The organism is Rhodococcus sp. As11, from assembly GCF_048957735.1.
Taxonomy (GTDB): Bacteria; Actinomycetota; Actinomycetes; order Mycobacteriales; family Mycobacteriaceae; genus Rhodococcus; species Rhodococcus gordoniae.
Genome location: NZ_JARDJE010000010.1, coordinates 10,090 through 31,129 on the forward strand (window position 1 = coordinate 10,090; position 21,040 = coordinate 31,129).

Below are 21,040 nucleotides of genomic sequence, written 5' to 3' on the forward strand. Positions count from 1 at the left end.
ACACAGGACTAATCCGCGTCGCCCGCCGGGGCGGCGTCCACGCCGTCTGTCGTGCCGGCGTCGACGCCTTCCGCGACGGCGATCACGTCGCGCACCAGCTGTGCGAGACCGTCGGCGCCGAGTTCGGGCAGCATCCCCGGTACGAGGCCGTTCAGGACCACCGACACGAGCGCTTCGGCGGTGAGCGCACCGCCGGTCGTGGTGGCCATGGTGTCCAGACGCTGGGCGAACTCGCCGAGTGTGACCTCGCGCTCGCCGTGCCGGAAGGCGACCGTGCCCGGGGCCACCGCGGCCGCTGCGGCCACGAGTGCCGGCAGATCTGCGACGGTACGCGCCTTCTTCGGCCGGGCCGCCCGCGCCCGCTCCGCATCCGTGCGGATGTCGATCGAACGGAGAACGACCTGCGGGTCGGCGCTGACGGTCTCGAGGATCCGGACGAAGCGATCGCCGAAGGTCTCGACCGTCGCGGCGTCGAACAGTGCCGTGGCGTAGGTGAAGGTCACATCGAGCGCGGTCAGCGCTCCCGACTCGGAGAACCGTTCGACCACCGTGCACTGCAGGTCGAACTTCGCCTGATCGGCGCCCGTCTCGAGCGCGGTCACCTCGAGTCCCGGCAGGGTGAAGGTGCCCGTGTCGATGTTCTGGAAGGTGAGCATCGCCTGGAACAGCGGGGTGTACGCGCTGTTGCGGCGCACACCGAGCCGTTCGACGACCCGCTCGAACGGCACGTCGGCGTTGCCGAACGCCCCGAGGTCCTTCTCCTTGGCCTGCGCGAGCAGCTCCGCGAAGGTCGCCGAACCGGCCACCCGGGTACGGAGCACGAGGGTGTTGACGAACATGCCGACGAGGTCGTCGAGCGCCTCCTCACCACGACCGGCGGTCGGTGTTCCCACCGCGATGTCCTCGCTGCCGGACAGGCGGGCGAGCAGCACCGCGAAGGTGGCGTGCATCGCCATGAAGACCGTCGCGTTGTGTTCACGGGCGGTCTTCTCGATCCGCTGCGCGAGTTCCTCACCGATCGTGAAGGTGAACGACTCCCCCACCGTGGACTGGCGGGCGGGTCGCGGGCGATCCGTGGGCAGGGCGAGTACCTCCGGCACACCGGAGAGTTCGCCGGCCCAGTAGTCGAGCTGGCGCGACAGCTCGCTCTCCGGATCGTCCTCGGAACCGAGAACGCTCTGCTGCCACAGCGTGTAGTCGGCGTACTGGACCCCGAGCGGTTCCCATCCCGGGGTTTCCCCCGCGACGTGCGCGAGATAGGCGGTCATCACGTCGCGCACGAGCGGACGCATCGAATACCCGTCGGCGCTGATGTGGTGCGCGACGACCGCGAGGACGTGTTCGTCCGCGGCGAGCCGCAACAGCGCGACCCGCACCGGCGGGACCGATGCCGTCACGTCGAATCCGCTGCCGAGGATCTCGGTGAGACGGTCGACGAGCTCGTCGGCGGTCACGTCCACCGGGGCGAGTTCGGGCACGGCCTGCGCGACCGGCAGCACGATCTGCACCGGACCGTCACCCTTGTCCGGGTAGACGGTGCGCAGCACCTCATGTCGTGCGAACAGATCGGCGACCGCTGCACGCAGGGCGTCCACGTCGAGCGCACCGGTCAGGCGCACGGCGACGGGGATGTTGTAGACACCCGATTCGGGATCGACCCGGTTCAGGGTCCACATGCGCTGCTGCGCGAGCGACAGCGGCACCCGCTCGGGACGCGGGACGGTCGTGAGTGCCGGACGGGCACCCTCGCCCACCGACGGCCGGATACGGGCGGCGAGCGCGACCACCGTCGACGACTCGAAGACGGTCCGGACCGGCACGCGGGTGTCGAGTGCGGCACCGAGCCGGGCGGCAAGCTGCGTCGCGAGCAGCGAGTTGCCGCCGAGTTCGAAGAAGTCGTCGTCGAGACCGGCCCGTTCGACACCGAGCAGTTCGGCGACGGTCGCAGCCACGATCTCCTCGACGGGATCGGTCGGGGCGCGGAACTCCCCCGCGTCGAGTTCGGGATCGGGCAGGGCACGCCGGTCGAGCTTGCCGTTGGTGTTCAGCGGCAACACGTCGAGTTCGACGAAGGCCGACGGCACCATGTACGACGGCAGCCGCTCCGCCAGCGCCGTCCGTGTCGCATCGGCGTCGAACGCCTCTGCGGCCGGCACGACGTACGCGACGAGACGGTCGCCGAGGTGAGCGGTGCTGCGCACCAGGACGGCGACGTCCTTCACGTCCGGCAGCTCGCGCAGGACGGTCTCGACCTCGCCGAGTTCGATGCGGTAACCGCGCACCTTGACCTGGAAGTCGGCCCGATCGAGATATTCGAGGCGACCGGCACGGTTCCACCGGACGATGTCGCCGGTGCGATACATGCGTCCGCTCCCGGACGGGTCGGCGACGAACCGGTCGGCGGTGAGGTCGGGACGGTCGTGGTAGCCCCGCGCGAGCTGGGCACCCGCAAGGTACAGCTCGCCGGCGACGCCCGGAGGTACCGGCCGCAGCCGGTCGTCGAGGACGTAGACGGCGGTGTTCCACTCGGGCACACCGATCGGGACGACGATCCGGTCGGCGTCGTCGACCTCGTGGACGGTGACCGAGACCGCGGCCTCGGTCGGTCCGTAGAGGTTGTACAACCTCGCCGTGTTGTCGGCACGGAACTGCTGGGCCACCGCCGCGGGCAGGGCCTCACCGATCGCGAGGATCCGTCGCAGCGACGGCGCCACCGGGCCGGCCGCGACCGTCATCAGCATCGACAGCATGGACGGAACGGTGTGCAGCGTGGTCACCTGCTCGTCGCGCAGCAGTGCGAGCAGGTGGTCGGGATCGCGGTGTCCGTCGGCCGTGGCGATCACCAGGCGAGCACCGCTGGTGAGCGCCGACCAGAACTCCCACACCGACAGGTCGAACGTCGCGACGGTCTTGAGCAGCACCGCGTCGTCGGATCCGAGACCGAAATGCTCACGCTTCCACAGCAGCTGGTTGACGATCGCGGCGTGCGAGACCGCGACACCCTTGGGGCGGCCGGTCGAACCCGACGTGAAGATCACGTACGCCGTGTTGCCCGGCCGCAGTGGAGCGGACCGGTCGGTGTCGACGATCGGTCCGTCCGCGACCCCGACGAGGTCGAGGCGGTCGAGTTCGACGACCGGCGCGGTGCCGTGCTCCACACGGTCGCCGCTCGTCGTGACGATCGCGACGGGTGCGGCCGTGTCGAGGATGTAGGTGTTGCGCTCGGCGGGCTGGTCCGGGTCGACCGGCACGTAGGCCGCACCGGTCTTCGCGATCGCGTACATGCCCACGAGCAGCTCGGGCGAACGGCGAATCGCCAACGCGACCCGATCCTCCGGTCCCACACCGAGACCCAGCAGATGCCGGGCGAGACGGTTGACCGCCGAATCGAACTCGCCGTAGGTCCACCGCCGGCCCTCGTACACGAGCGCGACGGCATCGCGGTGCGCGGCGACCTGCTCGTCGAACAGGTCGACGAGAGTCGCTCGCGTGTCGGTCCCGTGAGCAGTGTCGTTCCACTCCCCCAGCACGGTGCCGCGTTCCTCCGGCAGCAGCACGGCGTGGTCGCCCACGGGCAGCGACGGCATCTCGACGAGCGCTGCGAGCAACTGCTCGAAACGGGCCGCGACGGTCTCCGCCGTCTCGCGGTCGAACAGATCCGTCGCGTACGTGAGGATCGCGTCGATGCCCTGCGGCGCGCCGTCGTCGCCGTAACGGTCGGCGACGATCAGGTGCATGTCGAACTGGGCGGTACCGCCCTCGAGGTCGACCGGTTCGATGTCGAGGCCGGGCAGGGCGAGTTCGGATCGGCTCTGGTTCTGGAACGAGAAGCCGACCTGGAACAGCGGATGCCGGGCCGTCGACCGGGCCGGATTCAGGATCTCGACGAGACGCTCGAACGGCACGTCCGCGTGTGCGAAGGCCTGCAGATCGGTTTCCCGTGCCGCCGAGAGCAGTTCGTCGAAGGACGCATCGCCGTCCACCTGCAGCCGGAGCACCAGCGTGTTGACGAACATGCCGATGATGTCCTCGGTGGCCTGCTCGGTGCGACCCGCGATGGGGGTGCCCACCGCGATGTCCGTCGAGCCGGACAGGCGCGCGAGCAGTGCCGCGAAGGCGGCGTGCACGGCCATGAACACGGTCGCGTTCCGGTTGCGTGCCAGATCGCGCAGCTCGCGGTGCAGATCCGCGCCGATGGTGAACTCCACGCGGTCGCCGCGGAAGCTCTGCTGCGCGGGCCGCGGACGGTCGAGCGGCAGGTCGAGCTGGTCGGGCAGGTCGGCGAGCGCGGTGCGCCAGTAACCGAGCTGCTCGGCGGCGGTCGAATCCGGATCGTTCTCGGAACCGAGAACTTCCCGCTGCCACAGGGCGAAGTCGGCGTACTGCACCTCGAGCGGCGCCCACGCCGGTTCGGTCTCGGCGGAGCGGGCGGCGTAGGCCGTCATGACGTCGCGGACCAGCGGCACCATCGACGAACCGTCGGCGCTGATGTGGTGGACCACGGTGACGAGGACGTGATCGTCGTCGGCCACACGGAGCAGATGCATCCGCACCGGCACATCGACGGTGACGTCGAAGCCTGCCGCAGCGATCTCCCGCATGCGTGCCTCGAGATCGGCGACGTCGACGTCGACCGGTTCGAGCCCGGGCCGGACCCGAGAGGCCGGCAGGATGCGCTGGATCGGGCCGGAGTCCGTCTCGGGATAGACGGTGCGCAGCGACTCGTGCCGTGCGACGAGGTCGGCGACCGCGGCACGCAACGCGTCGACGTCCAGTACGCCCTTCATCCGCAACGCGAACGGGATGTTGTAGGCCGTCGAGTCGGGATCGAACCGGTTGAGGAACCACATCCGCTGCTGTGCGGGAGACAGCGGGATCGACTCCGGCCGGGTCCGGGCCGCCAGCGGCACTCGCCCACCGCGACCGGATTCGTGTTCGACCCGCGTGGCGAGTTCCGCGACGGTGGACGCCTCGAACAACGCCCGCACCGGCACCTGTGCGTCGAGCGCGGCACCGAGCCGGGAAACGACCTGCGTCGCGATCAGAGAGTTGCCACCGAGCGCGAAGAAGTCGTCGTCGGCGCCGATACGGTCGACACCGAGCACGTCGGCGAACACGCCTGCCACGATCTCCTCGAGCGGAGTGCCCGGCGCGCGGAAACCACGTGTCTCGAACACCGGCTCGGGCAGCGCCCGGCGGTCGAGCTTGCCGTTGACCGTCAGCGGTATCGCCTCGATCACCACGAACGCCGAGGGCACCATGTACTCCGGCAGGATCACGGCGACACTGCTGCGCAGCGCTTCGGTGTCGATCGACACGCCGTCGTGCGCAACCACATAGGCGACGATCCGGACCGCTCCCGGGGTGTCCTCACGCACGATCACCGCGGCGTGCGCGACGTCGTCCTGCGCGAGCACCGCAGCCTCGACCTCACCGAGTTCGATGCGGAAACCGCGGATCTTCACCTGGTCGTCGGCGCGGCCGAGATATTCGAGATCGCCCGAGACGACCCAGCGGGCGACATCGCCCGTCCGGTACAGCAGCGCACCGTCGGACGAGAACGGATCGGCGACGAAACGTGCCGCAGACAGCTCGGGGCGACGCAGGTAACCACGCGCCAACTGGCCACCGCCGACGTACATCTCGCCGGCCACACCCACCGGTACCGGCTTCAGGCGACGATCCAGCACGTACACCCGCAGACCTGCGATCGGGACACCGACCACGCTCGCGGACGCACCCTGCGCCAGATCGGCACCGATCTCCCGGTACGACACATGCACGGTCGTCTCCGTGATGCCGTACATGTTCACCAGGCGCGGGGCTGTGCCGATCCCCCGTTGCTGCGCTCGTCCCGCCTCTCCATGGCGCTCGAACCACCCGGCGAGACGGCGCGGCTCGAGCGCCTCACCACCGAAGATCACGTACCGCAGCGACAACTGCGCCTCGTCGACCGCGACCCGGTCGGCCTCGACCAGCTGGTAGAAGGCCGACGGCGTCTGGTTGAGCACGGTGACGCGTTCGCGGATCAGCAACTCGCGGAAGGCTTCCGGCGAACGCGACGTGAAGTAGTCGACGACCACGAGGGTTCCGCCGTAGAGCAACGGCCCCCACAGCTCCCATACCGAGAAGTCGAAGGCGTAGCTGTGGAACATCGTCCACACGTCCGACGAGTCGAAGCCGTACACCGATTCGGTGTTGACCATCAGCCGCACCACAGTGCGATGCGGGATCAGCACACCCTTCGGGCGTCCGGTCGATCCCGACGTGTAGATCACGTACGCCAGGTTCGTCGGCGTGAGCGCGGCACGGCGCTCCGCGTCGAGGATCGGTGCGTCGTCGACGTCCGACAGATCCAGACGGTCGATCTCGACGATCGGCACCGAGTCCGGGAACGGCACCTCGGCATCCGAGGTGGTCACCACCGCCACCGGCGTCGCGTCCGAGACCAGGAACTCGATCCGGTCGGCCGGCGAGTTCGGATCGATCGGCAGGTATCCGGCACCGGCTTCGAGCACTGCGAGCAGCGCGACGATCAGATCGAGCGAGCGCGGCATCGCGACCGCGACGAGATCCTCGGGGCCTGCCCCGACGTCGATGAGATGACGTGCCAGGCGGTGCACCCGCGCACCGAGTTCGCGGTAGGACAACTGCTCGTTTCCGAACCGCACCGCGACCGCGTCGCCGCGCTCGGCGACGCGCGCCTCGAACATGTCCACGAGCGTCGCCCCGGCCGGCGCGACGTCGTCGCCCAGCGAGTTCCAGCGCGAGACGACCAGTTCCCGCTCGAAATCGTCGAGGATCTCGATGTCCCCGACCACGGCCGAAGGGTCCTCCACGACCGCACGCAGAATCCGGAGCAACTGCTCCGCGAACGCCGCGACCCTCAGGTCGTCGAACAGGTCCGTCGCGTAGGTGACGGCGAAATCCATACCCGCGTCCGCATCGTCCTCGCCCTTCCTCTCCGCAAACGTGAACTGCAGGTCGAACTTGGCGGTATCCGCGTCGTAGTGGAGGGCCCGGGCGGTGACGCCGTCGAGAGCGAACTCGACATCACCGGTGTTCTGGAACGTGAGCGCCACCTGGAACAGCGGGTGACGGGCCTGTGACCGCTGAGGATCGAGGATCTCGACGAGCCGTTCGAAGGGGACGTCGGCGTGCGCGAAGGCGTCGAGATCGGTCTCCCGCACCTGCCCGAGCAGGTCGTGGAAGGGGCGATCGTTCCGCACGTCGACGCGGAGCACGAGCGTGTTGACGAACATGCCCACGAGGTCGTCCAGTGCACGCTCGCCGCGACCGGCGATCGGGGTGCCGATGGCGATGTCCTCCGAGCCGGACACCCGGGCCAGCAACACTGCGAGTGCCGCATGCACGACCATGAACAGCGTCGTGTTCCGTTGCCTGGCCAGCTCTTCCAACGAAGCGTGCAGCTGTGGCTCGATCCGGAACCGGCTCGTGCGGCCGGCGTTGGACGCCACCTCCGGGCGAGCACGATCGGACGGCAGATCGAGCTGATCGGGCAGGTCCGCCAGCCGATCGGTCCAGTACTTCGTCTGCCGGGAGAAGACCGAGTCCGGATCACTCTCCGAACCGAGGACCTCGCGCTGCCAGAGGGCATAGTCGGCGTACTGCACTTCCAGCGGCGCCCACGCGGGAGCTTCCCCACGCGAGCGGTTGGCGTACGCGAGCATGATGTCGCGCGCGAGCGGTCGCAGGGAGAAACCGTCGGCTGCGATGTGGTGCACCACGAGGAACAGCACATGTTCGCGGGCACCGAGAGTGAACAGCACGACCCGCAGCGGCACCTCGCGCGTGACGTCGAAACCCTCCGAGGTGAGCTGTTCGGCCCGATCGAACAGGGCGCTCTCGTCGACACGCTCGACGGGCAACTCCACTGTGTAGGGCGGCAGGATCGACTGGTGTCCTGCGCCGTCGACGTCGGGATAGACGGTGCGCAGCGACTCGTGTCGTTCGACGACGTCGCGCAGCGCGGTACGCAGTGCCTTCACGTCGAGGTCACCGGTCAGACGCACCCCTACCGGGATGTTGTTCGCGCCGGATTCGGGATCGAACCGGTTGAGAAACCACATGCGCTGCTGCGCCGGCGACAACGGAATACGTTCGGGGCGCGTCGTCCTGGCGAGCGGGACGCGTTCACCTCGGCCGGCCTCCCGTTCGACGCGCACCGCGAGTGCGGCAACGGTGCCGGCATCGAAGAGTGCACGTACCGGCACTTGCGTGTCCAGGATCGCACCGAGGCGGGAGACGACCTGGGTCGCGAGGAGCGAGTTCCCTCCGAGCTCGAAGAAGTCGTCGTCGAGCCCGACATCCTGTACGCCCAGCACATCGGCGAACACTCGCGCGACGGATTCTTCGACCGGGGTGGTGGGTGCACGGAATTCGCGGTAACGGAGGCCGAACTCCGGTTCGGGTAGCGCGCTGCGGTCGAGTTTGCCCACGGGCGTCAACGGCACCTCGTCGAGCACGATGATCTGCGAGGGGACCATGTACGAGGGCAGCGAGCGTGCGACGTGCTCGGAGAGTTCGGCAGGGACGAGCCCCGCACCGCCCTGCACGTATGCGACGAGAGCCGTTTGCCCCGAGGGCATCTCGTGGCCGACGGTGCTGGCGAACACGACGAGCGGGTGTGTCAGGAGCACGGCGTCGATCTCACCGAGTTCGATCCGGTATCCGCGGATCTTGACCTGGAAGTCCGAGCGGCCCACGAACACCAGACGACGCTCGGCGTCCCAGCGCACGATGTCGCCGGTGCGGTACATCCGAGCGCCCGGCACGCCGAACAGGGCCGCGACGAACCGCCCTGCGGTGAGACCGGGACGATGATGGTATCCCCGGGCGAGTACGTCACCCGCCAGATAGAGCTCGCCGGGTACCCCTGTGGGAACCGGTCGCATCCGGCCGTCGAGAACGAGAGCGTGCACACCCGCGGTGGGTGCGCCGATCGTGATCGGCCCGTCGGCCTCGAGCTGTTCGCGAGTCGAAACGATCGTGGTCTCGGTCGGCCCGTAGGCGTTGAAGAATCGCCGGCCGGGAGCCCAGCGTGCTACGAGGTCCGGAGTGGACGCGTCGCCACCGACGTTGAGGGTGTGCAGCGAGTCCAGGTCGCCGGGATCCACCGAACCGAGTACCGCCGGGGTGATCACGGCGTGCGTGACCTTCGTCTGCGCGATGAGTGCCCGCAGTTCGGCACCACCGTAGATCGACGGCGGCGTGATGACGAGTTCGGCGCCCGTCGAACCCGCCATCGTCCAGTCCAGCACGGAGGGATCGAAACTCGGCGAACAGATGTGCAGGATCCGGGACCGGGCGGTCACCCCGTACAGTTCGACGGTTTCCCGGACCAGACCGGCCAGGCCGCGGTGGGTGACCCCGACGCCCTTCGGGCGACCCGTCGAACCCGAGGTGTAGATGACGTACGCGAGATGGTCGACTCGCAGCGACGCCGTGCGGTCGGCATCCGTGATCGGGGCCGCCGACCGGGCGGAGTAGTCGGCGACGAACGCATCGTCGTCGAGCCGAACCCATTCGGTCCGGGAGGGCAGCTTCGCCGCGTGCGCCGTCGCGGTCAGCCCGAGCAGGGCTCCCGAGTCGTCGAGCATGTGGGCGACGCGTTCGATCGGGTATTCCGGGTCGATCGGCACATAGGCCGCACCCGTCTTCGCGACCGACCACACCCCCAGCACCATTTCCCACGAACGAGGGAAGGCGAGTGCAACGAGCTCGTCGGGACCGGCACCGCGTCCGATCAGATACCGTGCGATCCGGTTGGACCGTTCGTCGAGGTCCCGGTAGGTCAGGACGGTGTCGCCCGCCCGGACGGCAATGCGATCGGGATGGTCGGATACCGCGGAGGTGAGCAGTTCCACGAGCGTCGCCGTCCGCGCGACCGCCCGTCCACGGACGGAGAGCAAGTGCTGCGCCTCTCCGTCCGAGAGGATCTCGAGATCACCGACTGCAGTCGACGCATCGGCGACGACCTCTTCGAGCATCCGGACGAATCGCGCACCGAAATCGGAAACGGTGTCCGCATCGAACAGGTCGGTGGCATAGGACAATTCGACGACGTAACCACCGTCCGTCCCGTCACCGTCCTCGTCGAGGACGGTGACGGCGAGATCGAACTTCGACAGGTCGCTGTCGAACGCCAGATTCGAAACCGACAGTTCCGGCAGCTCGAACGAGACCGGGCCGATGTTCTGGAAGGCGAGCATCACCTGGAACAGCGGATTGTGCGCCTGGGTGCGCACGGGGGCCAGGACGTCGACGAGCCTCTCGAACGGAACATCCGCGTGTGCGAACGCCCCCAGGTCCACGTCGCGTACGTGGCCGAGAAGTTCCTCGAACGGAGCCGAGACGTCGACCTGTGTACGCAGCACGAGCGTGTTGACGAACATGCCGACGAGCTCGTCGAGGACACGCTCACCGCGGCCGGCGATCGGGGTGCCGATCGCGATGTCGTCCGACGCGCTCATGCGTGCGAGGAGCGCTGCGAGCACCGCGTGCACGACCATGAAGTCCGTCGTCCGATGTTCCTTCGCGAGGCGTCCGATCGCGGCCCGCAGCTCTGCGCCGACGGTGAATCGCGACGTCGCTCCACGGTAGGAGGCGACGGCGGGCCGAGGACGGTCGACCGGGAGGTCCAGGCTGTCCGGCAGATCCTTCAGCGCTTCCATCCAGTAGTCGATCTGCTGCGCTACCAGGGAATCCGGGTCTTCCTCGGAGCCGAGGACATCGCGCTGCCAGAGGGTGTAGTCGGCGTACTGGATGTCGAGCGGTTCCCAGCCGGGTGCCTCCCCGGTGGACCGAGCGGCGTAGGCGATCATGATGTCGCGCGTGAGCGGTCCCATCGAGAACCCGTCCGCCGCGATGTGGTGCAGCACGGCTACGAGCACGTGCTCGTCCGGAGCCGACTCGAAGAGCCGGACGATCAGAGGGACGTCGCGAGCAAGGTCGAACGGGGTCGCGGCGAGCTGTCGGAGTTCGGCAGGAAGATTCGCCGGGTCGATCGACAGCGGTTCGAGTCGGATCGTGACATCGGCCGGGGCGAGCACCTTCTGGTATCCGTAGCCGTCGATGTCGGGGTAGACGGTGCGTAGCGACTCGTGACGCGAGATCACGTCGTGGAGCGCGGCTTCGAGGGCCTCGACGTCCAGCTTGCCCGACAGATGCACGGCGACGGGGATGTTGTTCACCGCCGATTCGGGGTCGAAGCGGTTGAGGAACCACATGCGCTGCTGGGCGAGCGACAGCGGCACCCGTGCGGGTCGCGGACCGGCGACGAGCGGGATCCGGTCGATGCCGGACGACGCTGCCTCCACGGCCGCGGCGAGACCTTCGACGGTGGACGACTCGAAGATCGCACGCAGCGCCGTCCGGACGCCGAGGGCTTCGCCGATGCGGGAGACGGCCTGCGTCGCGATCAGCGAGTTGCCACCGAGCGCGAAGAAGTCGTCGTCGAGACCGACGCGGTCGAGTCCGAGGACATCGGCGAAGACCGACGCGACGATCTGTTCGACCGGGGTCGTCGGTGCGCGGAACTCCTTGACCTCGAAGACCGGAGCCGGCAGGGCCTTGCGATCGAGCTTGCCCGACGATCCGAGCGGGAACTCGTCGAGCACGACGTAGACCGCCGGCACCATGTAGGCCGGCAGCGAGCCGGTGAGACGGCGCGAGACGGAGGCGGTGTCGAGCGACCGCCCGTCGGCGGCGACGAGGTAGGCGACGAGATGCTCACCGGAGTGGGCGTCCGAACGCACCAGCACGACGGCCCGGTCGACGTCGTCGAGCGCGAGCAGGGCCGTCTCGATCTCGCCGAGTTCGATGCGCAGACCGCGCAGCTTGATCTGGAAGTCGGTCCGGCCGATGTATTCGAGTTCGGCACGTGCTGCGCCTGCGTCGGAGACCTCCCGGGCGGCCCATCGCACGAGATCGCCCGTGCGATAGAGCCTCTCCCCCGCCTCGAACGGCGAGGCGACGAAGCGCTCCGCAGTCAGGTCCGGCCGCGCCACGTAGCCCCGTGCCAGCTGGACACCCGACAGGTAGAGCTCACCCGCGACACCGACCGGCACCGGGTGCAACCGGCCGTCGAGGACGTGGACACCGGTGTTCCAGACCGGGACACCGATGGGCACCGACACGGTGTCGGCCGCGGTGACCTCGTGGTAGGTCACATCGACGGCCGCTTCGGTCGGGCCGTACAGGTTGTGCAGGCGAGCGCCCGGCAGGATCGTCCGCAGACGTGCGGCGACCGATGCGGGCAGCGCCTCGCCCGACGCGAAGACCATCCGCAGCGACGACGCCGACGCGGCGGCGTTCTCGGCGACGAAGACCGCGAGCATGGACGGCACGAAGTGCGCGACCGTGACGCCGCGTTCCGCCATCACCCGCGCGAGATAGGCCGGATCCCGATGCCCCTCGGGCAGCGCGATCTCGAGCCGTGCACCGATCTGCAGGGGCCAGAAGAACTCCCACACCGACACGTCGAAGGTGAACGGCGTCTTCTGCAGCACCACGTCGTCGTGGGTGAGTCCGTACTCGTCCTGCATCCACAGCAGGCGGTTGACGATCGCACCGTGCGGAACCGCCACGCCCTTGGGCCGTCCCGTCGAGCCGGACGTGAAGATGACGTACGCGGTGTTCGCGGGGGTGAGCGCGGCGGTGCGCTCGGCGTCGGTGACCGGGCCGGACGGCAGGCCCGACAGGTCGAGCGTGTCGATCTCGATCGTGGGCACCGCAGCGTTCGCCTCGAACGCGTCGCGGGTGGTGGTCAGCACCGCCACGGGCGCCGCCGTCGCGAGGATGTACGCGTTGCGTTCGGCGGGCTGATCGGGATCGAGCGGAAGGTAGGCACCGCCGGCCTCGACGATCGCATACATGCCGACGAGGAGGTCGAGGGAGCGGCGCACCGCGAGTCCGACGGTCGACTCCGGGCCGACCCCCTGCGAGATCAGGTGGCGGGCAAGCCGGTTCGCGCGCGCAGCGAATTCCGCGTAGGTGAGTTGTTCGCCCTCGAAGGCCACGGCCACGGCGTCCGGATCCGTCGCCACCCGGGTGTCGAACAGATCGACGAGAGTGGCCGGTTCCAGTGCGTGCGCGGTGTCGTTCCACAACTCGAGGACCGCGTGACGCTCGTCGCCGCCGAGCAGGTCGATATCCCCGACGGCGACCTCCGGCTCGCGCACCACGGCCTCGAGGATGCGGACGAAGCGATCGGCGAAGCCGCGCACCGTCGCACGATCGAAGAGATCGGTCGCGTAGGTGAACGCCGCTCCGAGACCGTCGGGCGTGCCGTCCTCCGCGAAGTCCTCGGTGAGGGTCAGCTGCAGATCGAACTTGGCGACCGCCGTGTCGATGTCGAGCACGTCGAGGGTGAGTCCGCGCAGTTCGACGTGCGCGGCCCGCAGGTTCTCGAACGAGAGCATGACCTGGAAGAGGGGATGCCGGGCGGTGGACCGGGCCGGGTTGAGCACCTCGACGAGTCGTTCGAAGGGCACATCGGCGTGGCCGAAGGCACCGAGCGCCGCGTCGCGTGCCCGCGCCAGATGCGAGGTGAACGGCGTACCCGAATCGACCTCCGTGCGCAGCACGAGGGTGTTGACGAACATGCCGATGAGGTCGTCGAGCGCCTGCTCACCGCGACCGGCGACAGGTGTGCCGATCGCGATGTCGTCCTGGCCGGACATCCGCGCGAGCAGCACGCTCAGGGCGGCGTGCACCACCATGAACAGCGACGCGTTGCGGGTGCGCGCCAGCGCCACGAGCTCGCGGTGCAGCTCCGGGTCGATCGAGAAGTCCACGGTGGCACCGGAATAGGACTGCATGGCCGGCCGCGGGCGGTCGGCGGGCAGATCGAGCTGATCGGGGACGCCGGCGAGGGTGCGACGCCAGTAGTCGAGCTGACGGGAGATCAGCGACTGCGGATCGTCCTCGGATCCGAGTACCTGCCGCTGCCACAGCGTGTAGTCGGCGTACTGCACCGGGAGCGGCGCCCACGACGGCTCCTCCCAATCGGTGCGCGCCGTGTAGGCGACCATGATGTCGCGCGCCATCGGACCGGTGGACCAGCCGTCCGCCGAGATGTGGTGCACGACGAGCGCGAGCACGTGTTCCTCGTCGCCGAGTTCGAACAGCTCTGCGCGGATGGGCACGTCCGACGTCACGTCCAGTCCGGTGAAGACCAGGCGACGCACCGCCGCGGGCAGCTCCCCGGGGGTGATCCGGGTGGGGGTCAGGTCGGGCACGACCTCCGCTGCGGCACGGACGACCTGATGCGGTCCGTCCGGCGAGTCGGGGAAGACGGTGCGCAGCGACTCGTGCCGGTCGATGACGTCCATGATCGACACCTGTAGTGCCGCGACGTCCAGTTCGCCGGTCAGACGCAGCGCCATCGGGAGATTGTAGGTGGCCGAGCGCGGATCGAAACGGTTGAGGAACCACATCCGCTGCTGCGCCAGCGACAGCGGAACCCGTGCGGGCCGCGGCAGTTTCGTCAGCGCGACGCGCGCGCCACGACCCGCCTCCTGCTCGACGCGCACCGCCAGCGCCGCCACCGAGCTGGATTCGAACAGCGCCCGTACCGGCACCTGTGCGTCGAGCGCGACACCGAGCCGGGAGACCACCTGCGTGGCGAGCAGCGAGTTGCCGCCGAGTTCGAAGAAGTCGTCGTCGAGACCGACTCCCTGTACGCCGAGAACTTCGGCGAAGACGTTCGCGACCGTCTCCTCGATGGGAGTCGTCGGGGCGCGGAACTCGCGGTAGCTGATGCCGAGCTCGGGTTCGGGCAGGGCACGGCGATCGAGCTTGCCGACGGGGTTGAGCGGCACCTCGTCGAGCACGATGATCTGCGAGGGCACCATGTACGAGGGCAGCGACCGGCCGACGTGATCGGCCAGCACGGCAGGATCTATCTGCTGATCTCCGTGCACGTATGCGACGAGCGCCGTCTGGCCCGACGGCATCTCGTGCCCGACGGTGGTCGCGAAGTCGACGAGGGGGTGGGTCAGCAGCGCCGCGTCGATCTCACCGAGTTCGATGCGGTAACCGCGGACCTTGACCTGGAAGTCGGAGCGACCCGCGAACTCGATGCGTCCCTGCTCGTCCCAGCGAACGACGTCGCCGGTCCGGTACATACGCGTTCCGGCCGAACCGAACGGGTTCGCCACGAACCGGTCGGCGGTGAGCGACGGACGGCGGTGATAACCCCGGGCGAGCACGTCGCCTGCGAGATACAGCTCTCCCGCGACACCGGCGGGGACGGGACGGAGCCGGCTGTCGAGGACCAGGGCGTGCACCCCGGCGACGGGACGGCCGATGGTGATCGGTCCGGACGGCTCGAGGACGCCTCGCGTCGAGACGATCGTGGTCTCCGTCGGACCGTAGGCATTGTAGAACCGGCGGCCGGGCGCCCAGCGGGACACGAGGTCGGCGGTGGACACGTCACCACCGACGTTCACGAGACGCAGGGTGTCGAGCCCGCTCGGGTCGACGGAACCGAGTACCGCCGGGGTGATGACCGCGTGGGTGACCCCGGTGCGTTCGATGAGCGCGCGCAGTTCGGCGCCGCCGTAGATCGTCGGCGGTGTCACGACGAGTTCGGCGCCGGTGGACCCGGCCAGCGTCCAGTCGAGGACCGACGGATCGAAGCTCGGAGAGCAGACGTGCAGGAGTTTCGATTCCTCTGTCACGCCGTACAGTTCGACGCTCTCGCAGACGAGGCCGGCGAGACCGCGGTGGGTGACCGCGACGCCCTTGGGCCTGCCCGTGGAGCCGGAGGTGTAGATGACGTACGCGGTGTGGTCGAGCCGCAGCGGCGCCGCGCGATCGGCGTCGGTGAGCGGACCGTCCGGGTAGGACGCGCAGGACGCGACGAACTCGGGGTCGTCGAGCCGGATCCACTCGGTGCCCGAAGGCAGACCGGTGGCATATTCCCCGGTCGTCAGACCGAAGACGGCCGACGAGTCGTCGAGCATGTGGGTGACACGTTCGGCCGGGTATTCGGGGTCGACGGGTGTGTAGCCGGCGCCGGTCTTGGCGACCGACCACACGGCGAGGACCATCTCCCACGACCGCGGGAAGGCGAGGGCGACGATGCCGTCGGGACGAGCACCGCGCGCGACGAGGTGCCGGGCGATGCGGTTCGACCAGGTGTCGAGTTCGCGGTAGGTCAGGACGGTGTCGCGGTCGCGGACGGCGACACGATCGGGATGGTCGACGGCGCCGGTGGTCAGCAACTCCACGAGGGTGCGGGCTTCGGCCGGCTCGGGCCCCTTCGCGGTGAGGAGGCGATCGGCCTCTCCGGGCGAGAGGATCGCGAGGTCGCCCACGCAGGTCGACGGGTCGGCGACGATCCCGGCGAGGATCCGGGCGAAGCGTTCGGCGAAGACGGCGACCGTCTCGGCATCGAACAGATCGGTGGCATATTCGAACAGCGCGTCGAGACCGGCGGGTTCGCCGTCGTCGCCGGCCTTCTCGGTGACCCAGAGCTGGATGTCGAACTTCGAGATCGGCACGTCGAGTTCGGCACCGACGGCGTGCACCCCCGCGAACGAGATGTCGCGTGCGGTTCCGGGTTCGAGGGACAGCGCGGCCTGGAACAGCGGATGGCGCGCGGTGGACCGGGGCGGATTGAGTACCTCGACGAGTCGCTCGAAGGGGACGTCGGCGTTCGAGAAGGCTGTCAGGTCGGTTTCCCGGACACTGCCGAGATACTCCTCGAACGACACGCCGGGATCGATCCGGGTGCGCAGGACGAGGGTGTTGACGAACATGCCGATCAGGTCGTCGAGGTCCTTCTCCCCGCGACCCGCGACCGCGGTACCGATGGCGATGTCGTCGGACCCGCTGAGCCGGGACAGCAGCGCCGCGTAGGCCGCGTGGACGACCATGAACAGCGATGCCTGTTGTTTACGGGCGAGGTCGACGAGACCGCGGTGGGTCTCGGCATCGATCTCGAAGCGGTGCTTGTCGCCACTGTAGGACGAGACGGCGGGCCGACTCCGATCGGCGGGCAGATCGAGCTGGTCGGGCAGACCGTCGAGTTCGTTCACCCAGTAGTCGAGTTGCTGCGCGGCAACGGAATTCGGGTCGGCTTCGTCACCGAGGGCCTCGCGTTGCCAGACCGCATAGTCGGCGTACTGGACGGGAAGCGGCGTCCAGTTCGGCTTGTCCCCCTCGACGCGGGCGCTGTATGCCGTGACGACGTCGCGGGCGAACGGGCCGAACGAGGAGCCGTCGGCGGCGATGTGGTGCAGCACCATCGCCAGGACGTAGCGGTCGGGGGCGAGCCGGTAGAGCGCGACCCGGAAGGGGACGTCGCGGACGACGTCGAAACCGCGACTCGCGAGATCGACGACGGCGTCGCGCAGATCCTGCTCGTCGACGTCGATCGGCTCGAGCGGGACGACGACCTGCTCGACCGGAAGGATCACCTGCTGCGGTTCGCCGTCCCTCTCGGGGTAGACGGTCCGCAACGTCTCGTGTCGCGCCACCACGTCGGCGAAGGCGTCGGACACCGCACCGGGATCGACGGCGCCGGTGAGCTGCACCGTGAACGGAAGGTTGTAGGCGGCGGTGCTGACGTCGAAGCGGTTGAGGAACCAGATCCGTTGCTGCGCAGTCGACAACGGGAGTACGTCGGGTCGGGGGCGGGCGACGAGCGGCGATCGCGCGCCGGTACCGATCTGCTTGGCGAGCCGCGTCGCGAGACCCACGACGGTGGACGCCTCGAACAGCACACGTACGGGCACCTGGGTGTCGAGCGCGGCCCCGATCCGGGAGACCACCTGGGTGGCCACGAGGGAGTTGCCGCCGAGTTCGAAGAAGTCGTCGTCGAGACCCACACGGTCGATGCCGAGGACCTCCCCGAACGCTTCGGCGACGGCACGTTCGGCAGGCGTGCGCGGCTCACGGAAGATGCGGGTACTGCTGAAGACCGGCTCCGGCAGCGCCTTCCGGTCGAGCTTGCCGCTCGTGTTGAGCGGCAGTGCGTCGAGCACCATGAGCGACGCCGGGACCATGTACGACGGCAGGGAACGGCCGGCGTGGTCGGCGAGATCGGAGGTGTCGATCGTGCGGCCGGGGGCGGCCACGACGTACCCGACGAGCTGATCGCCGGTGGGAGTCGCCACCACGAGCACGACGGCCTGCGAGACGGCGGGATGCGTGAGGAGCACCGTTTCGATCTCGCCGAGCTCGATGCGCTGGCCGCGGAACTTGACCTGGAAGTCGGTGCGCCCGATGTACTCGAGCAGACCCGCACCGTCGTCCGTGGTCTCCCACCGCACCAGGTCGCCGGTGCGGTACATGCGCTCGCCCGGCCCGCCGAACGGGTCGGCGAGAAAACGATCCGAGGTCAGGTCGGGACGATCGAGATAACCACGCGCGAGCTGGATACCGGCGAGGTACAGCTCGCCGGGACGCCCCACCGGCACCGGGCGCAACCGCCGGTCGAGGACGTACGCGCGGCTGTTCCACTGCGGAATGCCGATCGGGACGCTGTGCACGTCGCCGGGGGCGGCCCGATGGTAGGTGATGGACACCGCGGCTTCGGTGGGGCCGTACAGGTTGTGGAGCCCGGCCGGGCACATCCGCGCGAAGTCCGCGGCGGTCCCGGACGGCAGCGCCTCACCGATGACGAAGACGTGCCGCAACGAATCACATGTTCCGGCAGGCGCATTGGCGACGAAGACGGTGAGCATCGACGGCACGAAGTCGGTGATCGTGACCCCGTGCTCGGCGATCTTGTCCGCCACGTAGACCGGGTCGCGGTGCCCGTCGGGCGTCGCGACCACGAGGGTCGCGCCGACGCGCAGGGGCATGAAGAAACCCCACAGCGACACGTCGAAGGTCGTCGCGGTCTTCTGCAGGTACACATCGGAGGACGTCAGGCCGTACTGGTCGTTCATCCACTGGATCTGGTTGTCGATCGCGACGTGGCTCACCGCCACGCCCTTCGGCCGTCCCGTCGAGCCCGAAGTGAAGATGACGTAGGCGGTCGTGTCCGGCAGGATCGGGCCGCGCCGTTCGGCGTCGGTGAGCGGCGTCGCGTCGAACCGCGAGTGGTCGAAGGTGTCGACCTCGATCGTGGGGATGCCCTCGGGCAGCGTCACGTCGTCGCGTGCCGTGGTGAGCACCGCCGCGGGGTGGGCGGTCTCGAGGATGTAGGCGGTGCGATCGGCCGGGTGGTCGGGGTCGATCGGCACCCAGGCGCCACCCGCCTCGACGATCGCGTACATGCCGACGACGAGGTCGAACGAGCGGCGGACACACAGTCCGACGAGCGATTCGGGTCCGACACCGAGGTCGACCAGGGCGCGGGCGAGGCTGTTCACCCGTGCCGCGAACTCGGCGTAGGTGAGCGACTCGCCCTCGAAGACCAGTGCGGTCGCGTCGGGAGCGACGGCGACCCGCTCGTGGAACTCCGCGAGCAGGTCGCGGCGCTGCACAGGGTGATCGGTGCGGTTCCAGTCGCGGACGACGTGTTCGAGTTCGGTGCGGCCGGCGAGCGGGATGTCCCAGACGGGCCGATCCGAAGCCGAGCCGACGAACCGGTCGAAGAACTCGACGAACCGTCCGTGATCGGCGGCGGACCGGTCGGGTCCGTAGAGGTTCGGGTTCGACTCGAAGTCGATATGGGTGCTGTCGCCGCTGGTGTAGATGTTGACGCCGAGGTCCTCGATCAGACCGGTCGACAGGATGTTGATCCGCCCGACCATGTCGCCGAGGCGGACCTCGTTGTCGAACAGCATGATGTTGACCCACGGACCGAAGAAGGTGGATTGTGCTCCACCCGCGGAGGTCGCGTCGCGGTCGCGGACGATGTCCTCGTGCCGGTAGCGCTGGTGCCGCAGGGCACCCGAGACGGCGGCTCCCGACGCCACGATCAGATCGTGCACGGTGGTCTCGTCGGTCACGCTCAGGCGGAGCGGCACGACGTTCGAGACCATGCTGCCGGAGCGGCGCAGCAGCGCGGTGGTGCGCGCCGCGACAGGCAGGCTCAGGACGACGTCGGTCTGTCCGGTCATCTGGGCGACGTAGGCCGCGAACGCCGCGATGACCGCGGTGGCCAGGCTCGTGTTCTCCCGCTCGGCCAGTTCGGCGACGCGCCGTTCGGTGTCGTCGGACAGCGCGGCGCTGTCGATGCGGCTGACCGGGGCGGGCGCCGCGGTGCGGCCGGCGAGGCTCGTGGCCTCCTCGATGCCCTCGATCTGTCGTGCCCAGTACTCGCGGTCGTCGGCGAACCGCTTCGACCCGCGGTACTCCATCTCGATCTCGTAGACCTTGCGCAGATCGGACGCGAGACTCGGGGGCGGTTCGACACCGTCGACCGCGGCCGTGTAGAGCTCGGCGATGCGGGTCATGAACGTCGCGGCGGCGAAACCGTCGAGCGCGAGATGATGAACGCGGTTGTACCAGAAGTAACGACGGTCACCGATGCGCAGCACCGTCGCGGAGATCAGCCGGTCGCGGAGGACGTCGACGGGACGGCTGCGATCGTTGCGCATCCAGTCGAGCGCGGCCTGGCGGGGATCGGGCTCACCCCGAAGATCCTCGTACCCGACGGACTCTTCGAGAGTGGGGTCGACGAGCTGGTAGGGCTGGGCGTCGACCTCGATGAACCGGAGGAAACCCGATCCCATCTCGTGGGCGGCGCGGACACTCGCGGCACGCAGCAGGTCGCGGTCGACGTCCCCGTCGAGTTCGACGTACTGAGCGATGTTGGCGGGCACCGTCGGATCGACGTGCTGAGCGAACCACATGCCCAGCTGTGCCGGCGAGAGCGGAAAGGCCCCGGGCGGCACGATGCCCTGCGCGTTCGCCGCTTCCGATCCGCCGCTACCCAGCGAGTCCAATCCCCAACCTCTCTCTCACCGTCGCGCAACCCCCATCGGCGGCAGCTTGCGCAGCGCACAACCTTCTCGGTTTATCTGCTGACCAGGTGGGAATCGTTACGGCGCGGCCGGGCGGTAGGACTCTCCGCAGGACCGGACGCAGCAACGAATCCCCGGCCTTTCGGCCGAGG

Annotated in this window: 1 protein-coding gene; it reads right to left on the reverse strand. The window is 68.9% G+C overall.

The window, feature by feature from the left end; genetic code table 11:
* Positions 1–8: 8 nt before the first annotated feature.
* On the reverse strand, positions 9–20,870 hold the full coding sequence (locus PV766_RS14675) for a non-ribosomal peptide synthase/polyketide synthase (RefSeq protein WP_421097288.1): 20,862 nt from the start codon (positions 20,868–20,870) through the stop codon (positions 9–11).
* Between the last annotated feature and the right edge of the window lie 170 nt (positions 20,871–21,040).